We start from the raw sequence: 15,926 nt of genomic DNA on the forward strand, positions 1-15,926 counted from the left end.
GAAGCCTCTAATCTAGAAGGTGGATATCGAGAGCGCGAACATCGTCCCAATCACTATCTTTGGCTGAAACGAATCCTTTGATTTTGAGTTTGCTGAGTTGATGTTGGTCATCAGACTCTGCTGACATTGACTCTAGAACGCCTTGAATTGTTTTCGCTTGTAAGGCTGTCACTCTTGGGTGGTACGCAATGGCATGCGGGGTATAAGGTTTCGTCACCCAAAGAGGCGTTAACTTGTTACGCACTTCATCAGGAATCGAATTAAAGGTTCGCATGACACCACCGCCAGCAGGATAAAAGCCTTTCGCAACCGACAAATAGACAGAGTCGTGTGATGAGACGTAATCTGACTGGTAGTCAACGTTGGCATTGTTTAAGTCGGATTGAGTCAAGATGGTTGCGGCAAAGGCAGCAGGAGACGGAAAGGCCAGAGTCTGTTTGTCGAGCTGTTCTAGTGATTGGAAGCCGTCTTCTTTGCGAACAACAATGATGCCTTTTATTTGTTTATCTTTCGCTTTAGCCATGGCTTGATAACCAGGAGCGCGACTGTATACCGTGTAGTGGTATGGGTTCATGTAGGCAAGGTCGTACTCGCCGTCAGCCAAACGTTTTTCAAAGGTAGGAATGTCCGAAGCGGTACTGAATTTGATCTCGTAGCCGGTTTGGTCAGACAGATACTGCATGACAGGTTCCCATTGCTGTGCAAGTCGGCTTGCTGATTGTTGCGGCACAATACCAAACGTTAAGGTTTCGGCGGCAACATGCGGAGAGACCAAGGCTAGGGCAATGAGTGTTTTAGCAGTAAAGCAGTGATGTAATTTCATAGTGTTAATACCTAGGCTGACTGAGCGAGAAACTCATTAGTAAGGATTTTCTGGGCCCAACGTTCGCGCCATGTTCGAGGGATAAAACGTAATCGATTGAGCTCCCGTACGATCTCTTGGGCTAGCGTGGCTTGATCTCTCAAGTTTAAAACCGAACCAAGAATGGAAATCGAGGGAGAAGAGAGCATTGATGTTGCTTTCTCAAGCTGACTAGCGCTGGTTTTTCCACCTAAAATAACCAACGCAGTTTGGTCACAAGCGCTCGCAATCACTTGTGCAGGGACGTTGCCTCGGTTGATCAGTAGCAAAGGAGACGTATCAAAAATGACTCTGTCGTATTCCTCTAACCAACCAGAGACCAGTGCGTTAAGCGTAGACGGATCTTTGTAGGCGAGTAAGGCTGTTTGATCGGTTGGTGTTGTTATACCAGTAAATAGCTGGTGCGTTGTAGAGTGACTAATCAAAGCCCCTGCATGAACCGCCTTGTTATCAGACAGTTCAACGCCTTCAAACGCCGGGTGAAAGGTATTGAGATCCACAACGAGAGTTCTGTGGCCAGCCAACAAGTAACGTTCAGCTAAAGCGGTGACAACAGACGTGACGCCGTCACCTGAGTTGCAAGCTGTCATACAAAGTGAGCGGCATCCACTCATTTCCGCGGCTAAGTAGACTTGTTCTATTTCACAGTGGGTTGCAGGAATCATCATTACAACGCTCCTATTAGAACAATGGTGGTTGTGAGACGTAAAATGTCTTCAAGGCCAACGCGCGCTTTTTCAATAAAGCTTTCGCTGCGGTCGGGAACATAGATGGTGTCTCCAGCGCGAAGCACGGGTAGCTTGTATATATTGGCTGTTTTACTGAAGTCGATTAAATCAAACGTGCGGGCTTGTTCTTGGCAGCAAGACATATTCACGATAGAGATTTTTTCGAGATAGGCTCTTTCTGAAGGACCGCCTGCTTCAGCAAGTAGATCTAGTACTGTCATGTTGTCGTCGAAAACATATCTCCCTGGCTTATTTACAGCACCTAATACTCTAACTGTAGACTCTTTAGAGCGATCAAGCCAAATTTTATCTTTCTCAGGGATGTAGATGGTGTCGCCCATGGTAACGACAGGAAGTAGGCTCTCGTCACCGGTCTCGAAATAGAGTGACAGGTTAAGCTTGCTTACCTTCGAATAGGTTTTATCGCGGTGAGTGACACGAATATTATGGATATCGGCATCTTTGGTTGGGCCATCCGCTGCTGACAGAATATCTAGAAAGTGCATCTCTTTGGTGAATCGGTAACGACCTGGAGAGTTAACCTGACCAAACACATAGATGGACGCATCTGAACTTTGGCGTACCCATTGGGATTTATTATCAGACGGATCTTGAGGCAGATCGTGTACGCGTACAATCGCGCCCGCGCTTATCATCGGTAAGTCTGAACTTGGTGCACCGCTTAATATGAACTCGTCGAGATTAAATACATGTAGCTTGTTGCCGTGTGTCACAACTTCAATCTTTGAGGTGTCTGCTCTAAGTGTTGGACCACCAACATGAGCAAGCAGATCCATTAGATTCATTTCATCCGACCATTCGATACGTCCAGGGCGTACTACCTCACCAATGACGCTAACAGCTCGGGTAGGTGCGATTTTCAGCCAAGACTTCTCGTTCATGTCGGTTTTCTCAGGAACAAAGATCGCGTCTCCTGGGCCGATTGTAGGTGGAGAGCGGCGGTTTATCCCTTCAGTAAATGCAGTTAGGTCAAACTTAATGACTTGACCATTTGATTTGATGACGCGAATCTGGCGTGACTCAGCGTATCGGGTAGGGCCGCCTGCATTAGCTAAAATATCCATGAATGATGCGTTGTTTTTGCCTTCGTACGCACCAGGGTGAGCGACTTCACCCATAATGTAGACAACGTTCGCACCGGCTTTGATCTCTTCTTCCTGCTTTGGAACAAAGATGGTTGTGCCAGGTGTTAGATTAGGCAGCATCGAGATGTCACCGCTATCCAGATAGGCTTTAAGGTTAAACAAATTTGGTGTGTTGTCAGAAATCACTCGAATTTGCTCGACAGAAGCATAACGGGTCACGCCACCCGCACGCATAATTACATCGACCAAGTCTGTATTGGGTTTAAAGCTGAAGGAACCAGGTGCGTTCACTTCACCAAAGACTTTAATCGCTGTTCGACCATCCGCACTGTCACCTGCGTTAGCGAGTTTGTTAGCATCAAACTCTTGTTCAATATTACCGACAAGTGGAGACGCTGGAACGAATATGGTGTCGAGAGACTTTAAAGCAGGTAGTAGGGATTCATCACCACTATCAAGAAAGCTTTTATAGTTGAATGGAACCTTTTCTGAGCCACGTTTGATAAACAAATTGTTCAACTGTGCACCCGCACGTAAACCGCCAGCTGCGTGAATTGCCATTTGAATGTCGGCGCTTTTGGTTAACGTGTATTCGCCCGGAGAGTTCACATAACCTTGAACTGAAACAAGGATCTGCTGCTCAGCAATGTAGATAGTGGCCGATGACAAGTCGCGATATACTTTCTCTAGCGCTTCTTTTACCGCGATTTCCAACTGTTCTTCACTGTATCCAGCTACATAAAGAGCTCCAACTTCTGGCAGAGTGATTCGACCTCGTTTATCTACTTGAAACCCTTTGTTTAATGAACTTTCGCCAGGTAAGTTGACTTGAATGAGGTCGCCAATCTGAACACGTTCTTCACTAGCTTGTGCAAAGCTTAGAGTGAATGCCAATAGCATTGCCACCATCAAATTAATCGTTTTCATAGTAGCCTCCCTGCATGCGCGACTCTGTGTTCTCTTGTTTATCAATGATTTCGATGCTGACGCGACGGTTGGTTAATCGAACCCCGTCAGACTCGCCTTCGAATAAAGGCAGTGTGTCGCCAACCGATTTGGTTTCTATACGGCTTGGCGCTAAACCAAAAATGGTGAGATAGCGTTTCACCTGCTGAGCACGCCCCATCGCGAGTTTTTGGTTGTAATCAATCTCACCCACTGAGTCCGCATGACCCGTGACCGTTAAGTGCAGCTGTGGTTTGGTTTTCAATATGTTTGATGCTTGGGCAAGGTGACCCATATATTTCGGGTTGATCTCAGTCGAGTTAAAGGCGAACTGGTTGTCTACGTTAAGTAAATTGTAAAGCTGGTCGATGGTGGCTAATCGACGTTGGAATGATCCTTCGTCAGTTGGCGGTACGCACTTAGATTGAGAAGTTACGTAGTCTAACTGACGTTCTAATTCATTTAAGCGGTTACGTTGAATCACAATGTCGTTAGCCGCGTCTAAGTGAAGTCCGCCTTCAAGTTCACGTGCAATTCTGTTCTGTTTTTCTAATGCTTGGACAACTGCCGCAGGAAAACACCAGCGAGCACCTTCACGAATCAGGGAGTCGAGGTGAAGTTTGGTCAGTTGCCAGTCAAAACGAAGTCCATGCTCTGGGCCTAGAGGCTCGTCTGGCATAACCGGAGTAAACGAAGATTGAATGTAGCTTTCTGCAACGCCGCCACGTCCATCTTCAGGGTAGCTACTGCACCCGATAAGGCTAGCGGCGGTCGCAATTAGGGCTATGTGTGTGAAGATTTTCATGCCAACGTCCTTTGTTAGTGAACTTTTATTATTGTTATTCGTTAGTGCTGGTGAGAGTTAACTGGAATCGCCTGATCAATACGAAGTAAGTTCATAATCTCAAGAGGCTGACCAGACACGTTTTCGATGCGCATATTGCGCTGACGCTCAATTAAACGTTTGTAGAGATAAACAAGCGCGCCCACACCGGAAGAGTCGAGAAACTGCACTTGGCTAAAATCGATTTCGATATCGCGCTGGCTCTCTTCTGCGATGATCTCATCAATGTGAGGCTGAGCATGACGGCTGCCGTCTGCGTCTAAGTTACCGTTGATGAAAAGGGTAGTGATGTTTTCGCTCGCTTGAATTTTACGAAGTTCCATAATGCTATCTCCATGTAGTGTTGAAGATATAAGAGCAGGGAATGTGCCAATTATTTTTATGAATAAATTCAGTTACTTATGACGTCGTCAGTGAGCGTTTCTCAATTTGAGAAGCGAAAATTCTCAAATTGAATGATGAAGCAACTTTCTGAGAAATAAGTGAGAAGTCTCAATTATGTAATTCATAAATCTGTATGTTAACAACACTTTAGAAGTGAGTCGGAGGCTACTTTTTTCGCTATTGAACTGTTGGCGAGAACAATTCCACAATGAGGCTTCAAATTGGAGGACTCCCTATGCGATTGCGACTCACAACATTGGCGATAGGCATTTTAGTCTCAATATCAGCCAATGCGTCACAAAGCCAGCAACCTGAGCATTTTATGCCAGTGATTTTGGCTACGAACTATCACAGCGACGTGGATGTCGACAACTACTGGAAAAGTGAAAAGTTAGACGGCATACGTGCAATATGGGATGGAGAAAAGCTGGCGACTAGGAATGGCCACCCAATTCATGCGCCAGACTGGTTCACTGCTCCGCTTCCTGACTACCCGTTAGAAGGTGAATTATGGGCGGGGCGTGGTAATTTCCACCTTGTTCAACAGACGGTTTTAGATAACGTGCCAAATGAAACGGCCTGGAAACACATTGATTTTATGTTGTTTGATTTGCCATATTCGGCAGGAGACTATCAAAAACGTTACTTTGGGCTTGTGCACCTTGTCTATTCACTGCAAGAGAGTCACATCAAATATGTCGAGCACACACCGATCCGCTCCCAACAAGAGCTCATTACGTATCTTGATAGTGTTGACGGGCAGGATGGTGAAGGAGTGATGCTAAGAAAGATCTCTGGCCGATACCAAGCAGGAAGAAGCAGTGACTTACTAAAACTCAAACGATATCAAGACCGCGAAGCTATCGTTGTTGGATATAAAGTAGGGAAAGGAAAGTATGAGGGAATGATGGGCGCGCTCCTTGTACAAATGGAGTCTGGGCTTAAATTTTATATCGGCACAGGTTTCAGTGATCACGTAAGACAAAATCCCCCTGAGCTAGGAAGCAAAATTACCTTTCGTCATAATGGCTATACAAGTAATGGCGTTCCCAAATTTGCGCGTTATATGCGTGAACGGATTGAATAGGGCTGTTGACCTAATAAGGGCTGCACATTGGCAGCCCTTTTACTATTTGAGATTTACTTCGAAGCAAGTTCTAACTGTCTTTCGTCGCTTAGGCGATGCATCCAACGTAATCGAAGACCGAGCATCACAGCAGCAGAAGATAGACCAACAATAAAGCCCAACCAGAAACCTTGTGCGCCCATCGGTTCAACGATCCAATCTGTCATCGCTAAGATGTAACCCAGTGGCAGACCCAAAATCCAGTAGGCAATAAAGGTACGATTGAAAATCGCGGCCATATCTTTGTATCCACGAAGGGCACCAGCAGCGACGACTTGTACTGCATCTGTGATCTGATAAATCGCAGCAAACAGCAGAAGTTGAAGTGCAAGGTCGATAACCGCGCGGTTGTCTGTGTAAAGTAGGGCGATTTGCTCTCTGAACATAACCGTTAATAGGGCTGTCATTGAAGCAAGCAATACCGCGACAATCAATCCAACACGAGACGCAATCGCTGCGCCCTCAACATTCGATTCTCCCAAACGGTGGCCAACACGAATACTGGTTGCCGCACCAATACTCATCGGTAGCATGAATACCAATGACGAGAAGTTGATAGCGACTTGGTGTGCTGCCACAGTCAATGAGCCAAGAGGGGCGACTAGCAGCGCAACAACAGCAAACAGCGTTACCTCGAAGAACATTGCAGCTGCGACAGGGAATCCCAGTTTAAACAGACGAGTTAGCGCTTTAAGCTCAGGTTTATGGAAATGAGCAAAAACTTGAACATGGGCAAGACGTTTTGCAGTCAGTACATAGCCAAGAAGAAGCGCAAACATAATCCAGTAGACGATCGCTGTCGCAACGCCACAACCCACGCCACCAAGTGCAGGCGCACCGAATTTACCGTAAACAAATATCCAGTTAAGCGGTATGTTGATCAGCAAGCCAATAAAACCGATTACCATTGCAGGCTTAGTGAGAGACATACCATCTGTCAGGCTTCGTAGCGCTTGGAACAGCAAAAATGCGGGTACGGCATAGATTACCGCATGCATGTAGCCGATAGTCTTTTCGCCCATCAAACGCTCAACGTCCATGAGTCCAAGTATCGACTTCGTCTGCAACAACACTATCGCTATCGGGACCGATATGATCAGTGCCATCGCGATGCCTTGTTGAATCTCGAATGGGATTTTATTCTGACGACCAGAACCGTTGAGCTGAGCGACAACGGGTACTAACGCCATAAGAAGGCCAACACCAAATAGAATTGAAGGTAACCAAATACTTGCAGCAATGGATACCGCTGCCATATCTGTCGCACTCACGCCACCAGCCATGACCGTATCGACAAAGCCCATACCAGTCTGAGCGACCGAGGCAATTAATACAGGGGTTGCCAATTTGACTAAGGTATTTGCTTCAGTTTTATAACGATGCAAAAGAAAACTCCAAACAGAACTGTCTTTGAAACAGTGAAACGAGGACAAGTCATCAAGATGTGCGATGACTCTAAGAAAATGATTGTGTGCGATGATAAAGAAATGTCACACTAATCACCATCAAAAACTAACGGAATCGCTTGATGTTTACGGGAATTGTTCAAGGCATGGCAGAAGTTGTTGCCATCAATAAGAAAGAGAAGTTTCAGACCCACACTGTTCGATTGATAGGCGAAATGAATCAAGGTCTAGCTATTGGTGCATCTGTTGCTCACAATGGCTGTTGCCTTACCGTTACAAAGATTGAAAACGACCTGATCGACTTTGATCTGATGCAGGCGACGCTTTCACTGACCAACTTGGGTTCGGTAAGCGAAGGCGATGTCGTCAATATTGAAAGAGCCGCTAAGTTTGGTGATGAAATTGGTGGGCATTCAATGTCAGGCCATATTAGTTTGGTCGGTGAAGTCGTTGAAGTTATTGATACACCCAACAATCGCACGATTTGGTTTTCTGTACCGCAAGAGATGATCAAATACGTGTTAGCGAAAGGTTATATTGGCCTTGATGGTTGCTCGTTGACAATAGGGGAAGTTGCCGAGAACCGTTTCTCCGTTCATTTGATCCCAGAAACGTTAGAACGCACTTTGTTTGGGCGCAGAGAAGTGGGTGATAAAATTAATGTAGAATTTGATCCTCAAACTCAAGCGATCGTTGATACGGTTGAACGTGTCCTTGCTGCAAAAGAGCTCGCTTAATTTCTTTTCAATATTGTCTGTAGCTGTTAGTGCTACAGACTCTACTCTTTAAAGCCGAACAACTAAAAGATCTGTTCGTCGTCTGCATCGATTAGCAGTTCTATTTTGTCCATTTGCTCATTGACTGTCATGGTGAGGTGAATAGCGTTGCAACAAGCAGGGCAGTCATCATAAAAAGTTTGGTTTCCGTTAGATGCATCCAACGTGATCCCAATCGAGTGTCCACAGTGAGGACAAGAAACCCTTTTTTCGGTGTAATTACGCATAACTCTTTTCCTTACATCTGATCGAAAACAGTGCCTAATTGCGTCTTTCTGTCGAGAAAGAGTCCTTTTAGACACTCTAATCTTAAGCGGATTAGTTTGTGTTAGGCATGAATTAAGTACAAAACTTGATTAAGGTACGGTAATGCGTGTTCAGTTAGTATCTTTATCACCAAAGGCGAACAGGATATTTGACAAATCTACAACTCCGATCTTTGTAACCCATTGTTAATAAATACTTATTTACAATTAATAGGAGAGTATTTGCTTAATAAGCTTTTCAGACTGCTCTAGATAGTGTCCACCAAACTGATTGTAGTGATTCAATAGGTGGTAAAGGTTATAGATCTCTTTGCGTTCGCCGTAACTTAACTCGAGAGGCGAAACACTTTCATAACCTTGGTAAAAATCTGGCTGAAAACCTTCAAAAAGTTCAGACATTGCGATATCGCACTCTCTGTCTCCCCAATAGCACGCTGGATCATAGCAAATTGGTCCAAAGACAGAATTAGCGACGTTGCCATGCCACAAGTCACCATGGAGTAGGGACGGCTTTGGTTGATGACCGGCTAACAGGCTTTGGATTAAGTTGGTAAAATCATCGATATCGACAAGGTTTATTCCTTTCTCACGAAGTAACTGAAGTTGCCAACCTATACGTTGCTCTGCAAAGAACCTAGACCACTTACGTTCCCATTTGTTGGGTTGGAGGGTAGAACCAATATAGTTGTCTTGGTCTAGGCCGTACTCTTTCTGCTCACCCCATTGATGTAAACGGGCCAATTGTTGGCCAAAGGCGAAGCTATTCTTGCTGTCATCAAGCGGTTTAGTTGGTAGGTAATTAAGGACAATAAAGGCGTGCTCTTTCGATTTGCCCGTTAAAATGAGTTCGGGTACGAACACGGTATTCGTATTGCGTAGCTGACGAATAGTCTCGGCTTCAACTTCGAATTTGGGTAAGAACTCGCGGCGATTCGTTTTAACGAAATATCGCTGTTCTCCATCTGAAATCATGTAACATTCATTAATATCACCACCACGTACTTTTGTTTTCTCGCTGATTTCATAAGAAAAAAGTAACGTGTCAGAAAGCTGCTTAGAAATGGCTTGCCACATAGCGAATCCTACAGTCAGATAGATTTAATTAAAGTGTAGAAGATGCTTGCATTGAATTCTGATTCATAGTGCAAAAAATTCAATCATTTAGCCTAATTGCGACTCTCGATTGATAAAGTGTGATTTATGTCTACTCAAAAGTAGTATGTGTGCGAGCCAAATAATGATTCGATGAAAGAGTTTTTGAAATGGGTTCAAGAATTTTGTCTTCTGCTTAATTTACGTTACGAAAGACGGTATGATTTGGCGAGTGAGGGTTTTATCAGCAACTAAAACAGCTTGGGTTGTGTAAACTCATTGATATGGCTTAGTATTAGAAATGGAACGCCGATTGACGGATATGGAGATAAAACGTGGTTGTTGAAACCGATGGTTACCTAGCTCTTATTGAGCATTTAGCTTTTAACCTTGATGTATTTGCGTCAGATGAAGGCGATACAGGCACTGAGAGTATTGAAGATGTCGTGACAGATATGGTTGCGAGTAACATCATGGCCATTTTTGAGCAAAACCCAGAGCTCCATTCAAGTGTACGTTTCCAACTGCTTAAAGAAGCTGACGCGATTGTAGAAGATCTCGGGGAAGTACTTGCTGGCGTATGGTCTAAGCCAGCAACTAATGAACAAATTGGTTTCTTAGACGAATATATCGCGCTACTTAAAAACCTGTTTGACAGTGCTGTAGCGAAATACGATTAGTCATTCACGCCTTTTAACCCCAGCATTAATTCATTTCAGGCGATAATGCAATTCGCCTGAAATGCCAATACTTCGAAGCCCAATATGGGTTATCTAACCTAGATATAATGACTCCTTTAGACGTGGATGCATGCATAAACTGCTTATTGCCAATGTAGACACCCACATGCCTTGTTTTTGGTGCAGTCTTAAAGAAGACTAAGTCGCCGACACTCGCCTCTTGATACTCTATTTCATAACCCAGCGTTACTTGGTCTCGCGTGGTTCTCGGTAAACTTACCCCCAAAGCATCGCTATAAGCCGTTTGGACAAAAGCGGAGCAATCAACGCCATTTAATGTCGTGCCACCCAGTCGGTATGGTGCACCTTGCCAAACTTTATACACATCAAGAAGTGAATTTTTCGCGACGATCTCATGCTGCGTCAACGGCATACGTTCATTGGAGCTAAAATCATTATTTGGTTGGCTGCTACACGCGACCAGTGCACTACAAAGCGCTATGGCTCCTATGTGTCTCGCAATGAACCTTATACTCATAATTCTGCAATCTTCCTGAAATCTAAATGCAACAAAGCAAACCTAGTATCCGTTCAAGTAAACTTTCGTACTAGGAACACGCCTTCATATGGACACGTTGAAAAAAGGTCATTTTTCACTGTCGCTGATCCAAACGATCAGTACCGTTTTTGTCTCTATCACCTTACTTGTCATTTTGCTTTCTGTCACGAGCATTAAGGGATTAGAGCGTATCAACAACCACTTTTCTAACCTTTCAACTCAAGCTCTACCATTGGCAATGACCAATGCAGATTTAACTCAAACAATACTCGAAAGTGTCAAACAGCTTAGTTATGTCACGCAAACCCGTTCGGTTGATGAGCTCAATAAAGTGAAGAGTTTGCTGAGCCAAAACCAAGTGCAAGCGCAGCAAATGGTACAAGAAGTATTGGTTTTTGCCTCCGAGTTTAATAATGCGATTACTCAAGAACAGATAGAGGATCTTCAAACCGCTATCGACTCACTCTCTCAGCTCTCTTTGACGGTGGTCTCGACACAAGAACAGCGTTTAAACGTTCAGGCTCTTATCGAATCTGAGTTGGATGGCTTCCGATATGGTCTTGGCTCTGCAGGGCCAGAAATGAGTCGAATCCGTTCATTCTTAGTGGGAGATAACCCAGAGTCAGCAGATGCAGCCAACCGTTTTATTGCCCAAGCTAGTGCAATGGAGAGTACCTTTGTTCAGTTAATGATGTCGTCTGATCCAGATAAAGCAAACCAATCATACCGTGATTTAAAAAACCGTTTATCAGGGATGAACCTTGGCTACGATGATTTCAAAGAGTGGCACCCAGATGTGGTCGAGTTTGCGAGTCTTACCGCGGCTTATGACATGATTAAAGCTGGCTTTGAACAGGGGGCAATTGTCGAACAGATCTTAACAAAACTTGAAATCGGTAAGAAACAAGAGGGGCAAATAGACCAAGTCATCGTATTGGCCAACTCCACGATTAATCAACTCAACGCGATTTCTGATACTGCGAAGTTTTTGATCGATGAAAGCCAAGACGTGGTGAATGGCACGATGGAGAACACCAAGTCGGTATTAATGTCGGTTGGTATCGCGTTTGTGCTCGCTGTGATAGTTACTTGGGTTGCGCTGCGTGGGTGGATAAACCGTGGCTTGAAAAACATCATGAGTAGCCTAGTGCAGATGACAGAGCATGATTTGTCTGGAGCGGTAAAACCTGTAGGGCCAAAAGAGATGAAAGAGGTGGCGCTCAAGCTTAATCTGCTCGTTCAGACTACCAATGACTCTATCAGTCAAGTGACCCAGAACTGTGAAACCCTCTATCAAACCGCAGAGATCAGTCATGGTGCGGCTGAACAGTCTCAACAATGTTTGCGCGAGCAAAATGAATCGCTTGAAAGCATGGTAACAACGGTCAACCAACTTGAAGCATCCATTCGAGAGATTTCAGTCGTGACCAGCGAGTCATTTGAAGAGTCTAAGTCGGCAAGTCAGTTTTCGACGCAGGGCGTAAAAGCCATAGTCGAGAATCAAACTCGATTGCAGTCTCTTGAGCAGACGTTAAACGCCAACGAAACATCCATGGTCGAGCTAGATAAGCGAGTAAAACAAATTCGTGAAATGGTTGATCTAATTTCAGGTATTGCTGAAAACACGAATCTTCTGGCTTTGAATGCGGCGATAGAGGCGGCGAGAGCTGGGGAACAAGGCCGCGGTTTTGCAGTGGTCGCAGATGAAGTGAGAAAATTGGCGAGTGATACTTCCCATCAAACCACTAATATTCGTGATCGAATGAATCAGCTGGTGGCGGCGGCAGAACGTTCTCGACTGGCCGTGTCAGAGTCTCGAGTTGAAATGGGCAATGCTCTAGAATCCAGTGAGTTGGTTAAAACAACCTTCTCGGATATTGAGCAAGCCGTTGACCACATTCGAGCGCGTGTCGAACAAATCTCAGTAGCCACGGAAGAGCAAGAAAGGGCGACGGCGAATGTCAGTGAATCTATCACCGTCATATCGGACCAAGGCGATCATACCAAGTTGCAATTAGAGTCGATGGTAGAGAGCTCGCAGCAGGTGTCCGACATCGCAGGCAAACAGCAAGAGATGCTGCATAAGTACACGGTATAGAAGTTAAAAGGAGCGTAAATGCTCCTTTTTTGGTGTTCGTCGTCTAGGCTAGTCCTGTCTGAATGGTTGGGTCAGCATTTTGTCTAGCCTCTGTTCATCGGACTTGCGAAAAAGTGGTAGGCCAATTTCAACCTTGTCATGGCCTTGAGTTGGCTGAGCGATATAGGTGCCGAAGGCTTTATCCCAAATAGACAAGAAAAAGCCGAAGTTCGAATGTGTCTCTTTTGCGATTGTGGAGTGATGCACTCTATGCATATCTGGTGTCACAATGAGACGGCGCATCACACCATCTAATCTCAATGGGAGACGGGCGTTGCTGTGGTTGAACATTGCACTCGCATTGAGAATAATCTCGAAGAGGAAAACAGCCAACGCTGGAGCGCCAAGCAAACAAATGATTCCAATCTTAATCCACATCGATAGTATGATTTCGATTGGGTGGAATCGAGTCCCTGTAGTGACATCAATGTCTTGATCCGCATGGTGCATGCGGTGCAGACGCCAGAGCCAAGGAATGCGGTGAAAAACAAGGTGTTGCAGATAGATCGCGAAATCGAGCAGTACAATGGACAGCAGGATAGTGAGCCAGGCTGGCAAATCAACAATGGTATTAAACAGACCCCATTGTTGGCTCTGAGCATACATGGCTGTTTCAATTGCTAACACCGGCATCAATAAGCTCAAACAAAGAGAGTTAAATGCAATTAGGCCAAGATTATTTACCCAGCGATAAAGCTTGTTTTGGGTGAGCTTCTTACGTGGTGTAACAAACTCCCACAAGCCACATAACGCTAAAACCGAAACAAATATAGATAGGCGGATAACTTCAGAGTCTTGCATGTCGACTATTCCTTGCAACTGCTTCAATGGTGAGTAAACTTGCTCACCCTTATTTATTATCTACGATACTCCATGAGAATCCACGCATTTCATCACCTATATCAACGTCGGTTAGCACAGTCTACCAAGCCATTTAACGCGCGTGGAAGCAAAGTTGAACGCTGCCAATACTGCCAAGTCGCAAAGAAAGATTGCTTGTGTGAGCATCAGCCTGATGTTGAGAGCGATGTGGCGGTCATGTTGCTCTTATCCGATAACGAAGTCTTCAAGCCAAGCAATACTGGCAGATTGATTTTAGACACGGTGAAAGAGGGCTATGCGTTTCAATGGAATCGAACAGAGCCCGCTCAAGAAATGCTCGATCTTTTAGAGGACTCGCGCTATCAACCGATTGTTGTGTTTCCTGATGAATATGTCGAGGAAAAAACGCGCTTGCTTAGTGAACATCATGATGTACCGAATGGGAAAAAGCCTCTGCTTATCTTCCTTGATGGTAGTTGGCGAGAGGCGCGACGTATTTTTAAAAAGTCGCCTTACTTAGATTCATTTCCGGTTCTTTCCATCAATCCAGAGAGTGTTTCTCAATATATGATGAGGCGTTCGGACAATGAGCAGCACTTGGCTACCGCTGAAGTTGCCATTCTCGTGCTTCAGCAGCTAGGGCAGGCCAAAACATCACAAACATTGGCGCTTTGGTTTGAAGTGTTTCGTGAATCCTACCTTAATAGTAAGACCCGAAATAAACCGAATACAAGCCGACCAGCGCTAACACAATTTATCGACTACGTAAGAAACGAGAAATCAGTCTAAGAATTGCCTTTTGTTTGGATAGTCTCTGTTCAGTTGGCTCCGTTGAAAAGCTAAATTGGTCGTGAGTCACAGTTTGTAGGCGTAGCTCTATGGATAATGGCTCGATTAAAGAATTTTATATTTTTCTGGGAGAGAAAAGATGTACTACGGCTTTGACGTTGGGGGCACTAAGATTGAATTTGGTGCATTTAACGAGAAACTAGAACGTGTCGCAACGGAACGAGTACCAACCCCGACGGACGATTACGCTCTGTTGATCGAGACCATCGCCTCTTTGGTTAGTAAGTACGACCAAGAGTTTAGCTGTGAAGGCAAAATCGGCCTAGGTCTTCCTGGAATGGAAGATGCTGACGATGGCACCGTTCTTACAGTGAATGTACCTTCAGCTAAGGGCAAGCCATTACGCGCAGATCTTGAAGCTAAAATTGGTCGTAGCGTAAAAGTAGAAAACGACGCTAACTGTTTCGCACTATCTGAAGCATGGGATGAAGAGCTAAAAGATGAGCCATCAGTAATGGGGCTTATTCTAGGTACTGGCTTTGGCGGCGGCTTAATTTACGATGGTGCTGTTTTCTCAGGTCGTAACCACGTTGCTGGTGAACTTGGCCACATGCGTTTACCGATTGATGCATGGTTCCATCTTGGTGAGAACGCTCCTTTACTCGGTTGTGGTTGTGGTAAGAAAGGCTGTTTAGATAGCTACTTATCAGGGCGTGGCTTTGAGCTTATTTATGCGCACTACTTCGGTGAAGAGAAGAAAGCGATTGAGATCATCAAAGCATACGAAGCTGGCGAAGAAAAAGCGTCAGAGCATGTAGAGCGCTTTATGGAGCTATTGGCTATCTGTTTTGCCAACATCTTTACAGGTAATGATCCTCATGTTGTCGCGCTCGGTGGTGGTCTATCGAATTTCGAACTGATTTATGAAGAGATGCCAAAGCGTATCCCTAAATACCTATTGTCAGTGGCGAAATGCCCTAAGATCATTAAAGCGAAACATGGCGATTCGGGTGGTGTACGCGGTGCTGCTTTCCTAAACATCAAATAGCACGTTTGGAACAAAGTAAAAGGGCCTATCGATTGATAGGCCCTTTTCATATCAGTAACGTAACAAGGTTATTTGTTCTTCTTACCGACACCTAGGTTCTCTTTTTGCTGCAGAGTAATACGACCAAAACCTAACTTTTTAAAGTGGTTGTCACGGTAGTTGCGCATTGACTTAGTGTCAGAGATTGCTTCGATCTGCTGTTCCATCTTTAGATACTCAGAAATGTCGATGCCTTCCGCTTCTGCAACCGCTTCGTGAATATTACGATGCTGCTGGTATGAGAAAGTCAGTGTTTTCTCTTCTTCTTTGTAGGTGTAAAGAATTGTACGAGCCATATTAGTGTCCAAACTCAGATT

At 44.8% G+C, this 15,926-nt stretch carries 17 protein-coding genes; 6 read left to right on the top strand and 11 right to left on the bottom strand.

Annotation, left to right across the window (positions count from 1 at the left end; translation table 11 throughout):
* Positions 1-7: 7 nt before the first annotated feature.
* The 5 genes from F0231_RS08090 to F0231_RS08110 are packed head-to-tail and all read right to left on the bottom strand — an operon-like array spanning position 8 to position 4,808.
* A complete protein-coding gene (locus F0231_RS08090) occupies positions 8-823 on the bottom strand; it encodes a phosphate/phosphite/phosphonate ABC transporter substrate-binding protein (RefSeq protein ID WP_171759218.1) in 816 nt (271 codons plus the stop codon).
* An 11-nt stretch (positions 824-834) separates the two neighbouring features.
* Positions 835-1,530: a chromosome partitioning protein ParA gene (locus tag F0231_RS08095; RefSeq protein WP_171759219.1), complete on the bottom strand. Its 696-nt coding sequence runs from the start codon at positions 1,528-1,530 to the stop codon at positions 835-837.
* Complete coding sequence (locus tag F0231_RS08100; protein ID WP_171759220.1) at positions 1,530-3,623, bottom strand: SLBB domain-containing protein; 2,094 nt, start codon at positions 3,621-3,623, stop codon at positions 1,530-1,532. Before F0231_RS08100 ends, F0231_RS08095 begins: the two co-directional genes overlap by 1 nt.
* Positions 3,610-4,446: an OmpA family protein gene (locus tag F0231_RS08105; protein ID WP_171759221.1), complete on the bottom strand. Its 837-nt coding sequence runs from the start codon at positions 4,444-4,446 to the stop codon at positions 3,610-3,612. The genes F0231_RS08100 and F0231_RS08105 overlap by 14 nt, the downstream gene beginning before the upstream one ends.
* A gap of 41 nt (positions 4,447-4,487) precedes the next feature.
* Positions 4,488-4,808: an STAS domain-containing protein gene (locus F0231_RS08110; RefSeq protein WP_171759222.1), complete on the bottom strand. Its 321-nt coding sequence runs from the start codon at positions 4,806-4,808 to the stop codon at positions 4,488-4,490.
* Positions 4,809-5,104: 296 nt separating this feature from the next.
* Here F0231_RS08110 and F0231_RS08115 point away from each other — a divergent pair, with 296 nt between their 5' ends.
* On the top strand, positions 5,105-5,956 hold the full coding sequence (locus F0231_RS08115) for a DNA ligase (protein ID WP_171759223.1): 852 nt from the start codon (positions 5,105-5,107) through the stop codon (positions 5,954-5,956).
* 53 nt (positions 5,957-6,009) lie between these two features.
* Here F0231_RS08115 and F0231_RS08120 read toward each other — a convergent pair whose 3' ends face one another.
* The gene (locus F0231_RS08120; protein ID WP_171759224.1) at positions 6,010-7,428 is read right to left on the bottom strand and encodes an MATE family efflux transporter; all 1,419 of its coding nucleotides are present in this window, start codon (positions 7,426-7,428) and stop codon (positions 6,010-6,012) included.
* Positions 7,429-7,523: 95 nt separating this feature from the next.
* Here F0231_RS08120 and F0231_RS08125 point away from each other — a divergent pair, with 95 nt between their 5' ends.
* Positions 7,524-8,138 carry a riboflavin synthase subunit alpha gene (locus F0231_RS08125; protein ID WP_171759225.1) on the top strand — a complete coding sequence of 205 codons (615 nt, stop codon included), beginning with the start codon at positions 7,524-7,526 and terminating at the stop codon, positions 8,136-8,138.
* Between the two features lie 62 nt (positions 8,139-8,200).
* On the opposite strand, the gene F0231_RS08130 is transcribed toward F0231_RS08125, so the two are convergent.
* On the bottom strand, positions 8,201-8,404 hold the full coding sequence (locus tag F0231_RS08130; protein WP_171759226.1) for a CPXCG motif-containing cysteine-rich protein: 204 nt from the start codon (positions 8,402-8,404) through the stop codon (positions 8,201-8,203).
* A gap of 246 nt (positions 8,405-8,650) precedes the next feature.
* A complete protein-coding gene (locus tag F0231_RS08135) occupies positions 8,651-9,517 on the bottom strand; it encodes a fructosamine kinase family protein (RefSeq protein ID WP_171759227.1) in 867 nt (288 codons plus the stop codon).
* A gap of 353 nt (positions 9,518-9,870) precedes the next feature.
* On the opposite strand from F0231_RS08135, the gene F0231_RS08140 reads away from it, so the two are divergent.
* A complete protein-coding gene (locus tag F0231_RS08140) occupies positions 9,871-10,215 on the top strand; it encodes a DUF3802 family protein (protein ID WP_171759228.1) in 345 nt (114 codons plus the stop codon).
* Positions 10,216-10,240: 25 nt separating this feature from the next.
* On the opposite strand, the gene F0231_RS08145 is transcribed toward F0231_RS08140, so the two are convergent.
* Positions 10,241-10,753 carry an NlpC/P60 family protein gene (locus F0231_RS08145; protein ID WP_171759229.1) on the bottom strand — a complete coding sequence of 171 codons (513 nt, stop codon included), beginning with the start codon at positions 10,751-10,753 and terminating at the stop codon, positions 10,241-10,243.
* Between the two features lie 88 nt (positions 10,754-10,841).
* Here F0231_RS08145 and F0231_RS08150 point away from each other — a divergent pair, with 88 nt between their 5' ends.
* Complete coding sequence (locus tag F0231_RS08150; RefSeq protein WP_171759230.1) at positions 10,842-12,872, top strand: methyl-accepting chemotaxis protein; 2,031 nt, start codon at positions 10,842-10,844, stop codon at positions 12,870-12,872.
* A gap of 48 nt (positions 12,873-12,920) precedes the next feature.
* Here F0231_RS08150 and F0231_RS08155 read toward each other — a convergent pair whose 3' ends face one another.
* On the bottom strand, positions 12,921-13,712 hold the full coding sequence (locus F0231_RS08155; RefSeq protein WP_171759231.1) for a sterol desaturase family protein: 792 nt from the start codon (positions 13,710-13,712) through the stop codon (positions 12,921-12,923).
* Positions 13,713-13,784: 72 nt separating this feature from the next.
* Here F0231_RS08155 and F0231_RS08160 point away from each other — a divergent pair, with 72 nt between their 5' ends.
* A complete protein-coding gene (locus F0231_RS08160) occupies positions 13,785-14,522 on the top strand; it encodes a tRNA-uridine aminocarboxypropyltransferase (protein ID WP_171759232.1) in 738 nt (245 codons plus the stop codon).
* Between the two features lie 139 nt (positions 14,523-14,661).
* Complete coding sequence (gene nagK / locus F0231_RS08165; RefSeq protein WP_171759233.1) at positions 14,662-15,570, top strand: N-acetylglucosamine kinase; 909 nt, start codon at positions 14,662-14,664, stop codon at positions 15,568-15,570.
* A 68-nt stretch (positions 15,571-15,638) separates the two neighbouring features.
* On the opposite strand, the gene F0231_RS08170 is transcribed toward nagK, so the two are convergent.
* The gene (locus tag F0231_RS08170; RefSeq protein ID WP_171759234.1) at positions 15,639-15,905 is read right to left on the bottom strand and encodes a DUF2960 family protein; all 267 of its coding nucleotides are present in this window, start codon (positions 15,903-15,905) and stop codon (positions 15,639-15,641) included.
* Positions 15,906-15,926 lie beyond the last annotated feature (21 nt).

The sequence above is a fragment of the Vibrio sp. RE86 genome (genome assembly GCF_013114545.1).
GTDB lineage: Bacteria > Pseudomonadota > Gammaproteobacteria > Enterobacterales > Vibrionaceae > Vibrio.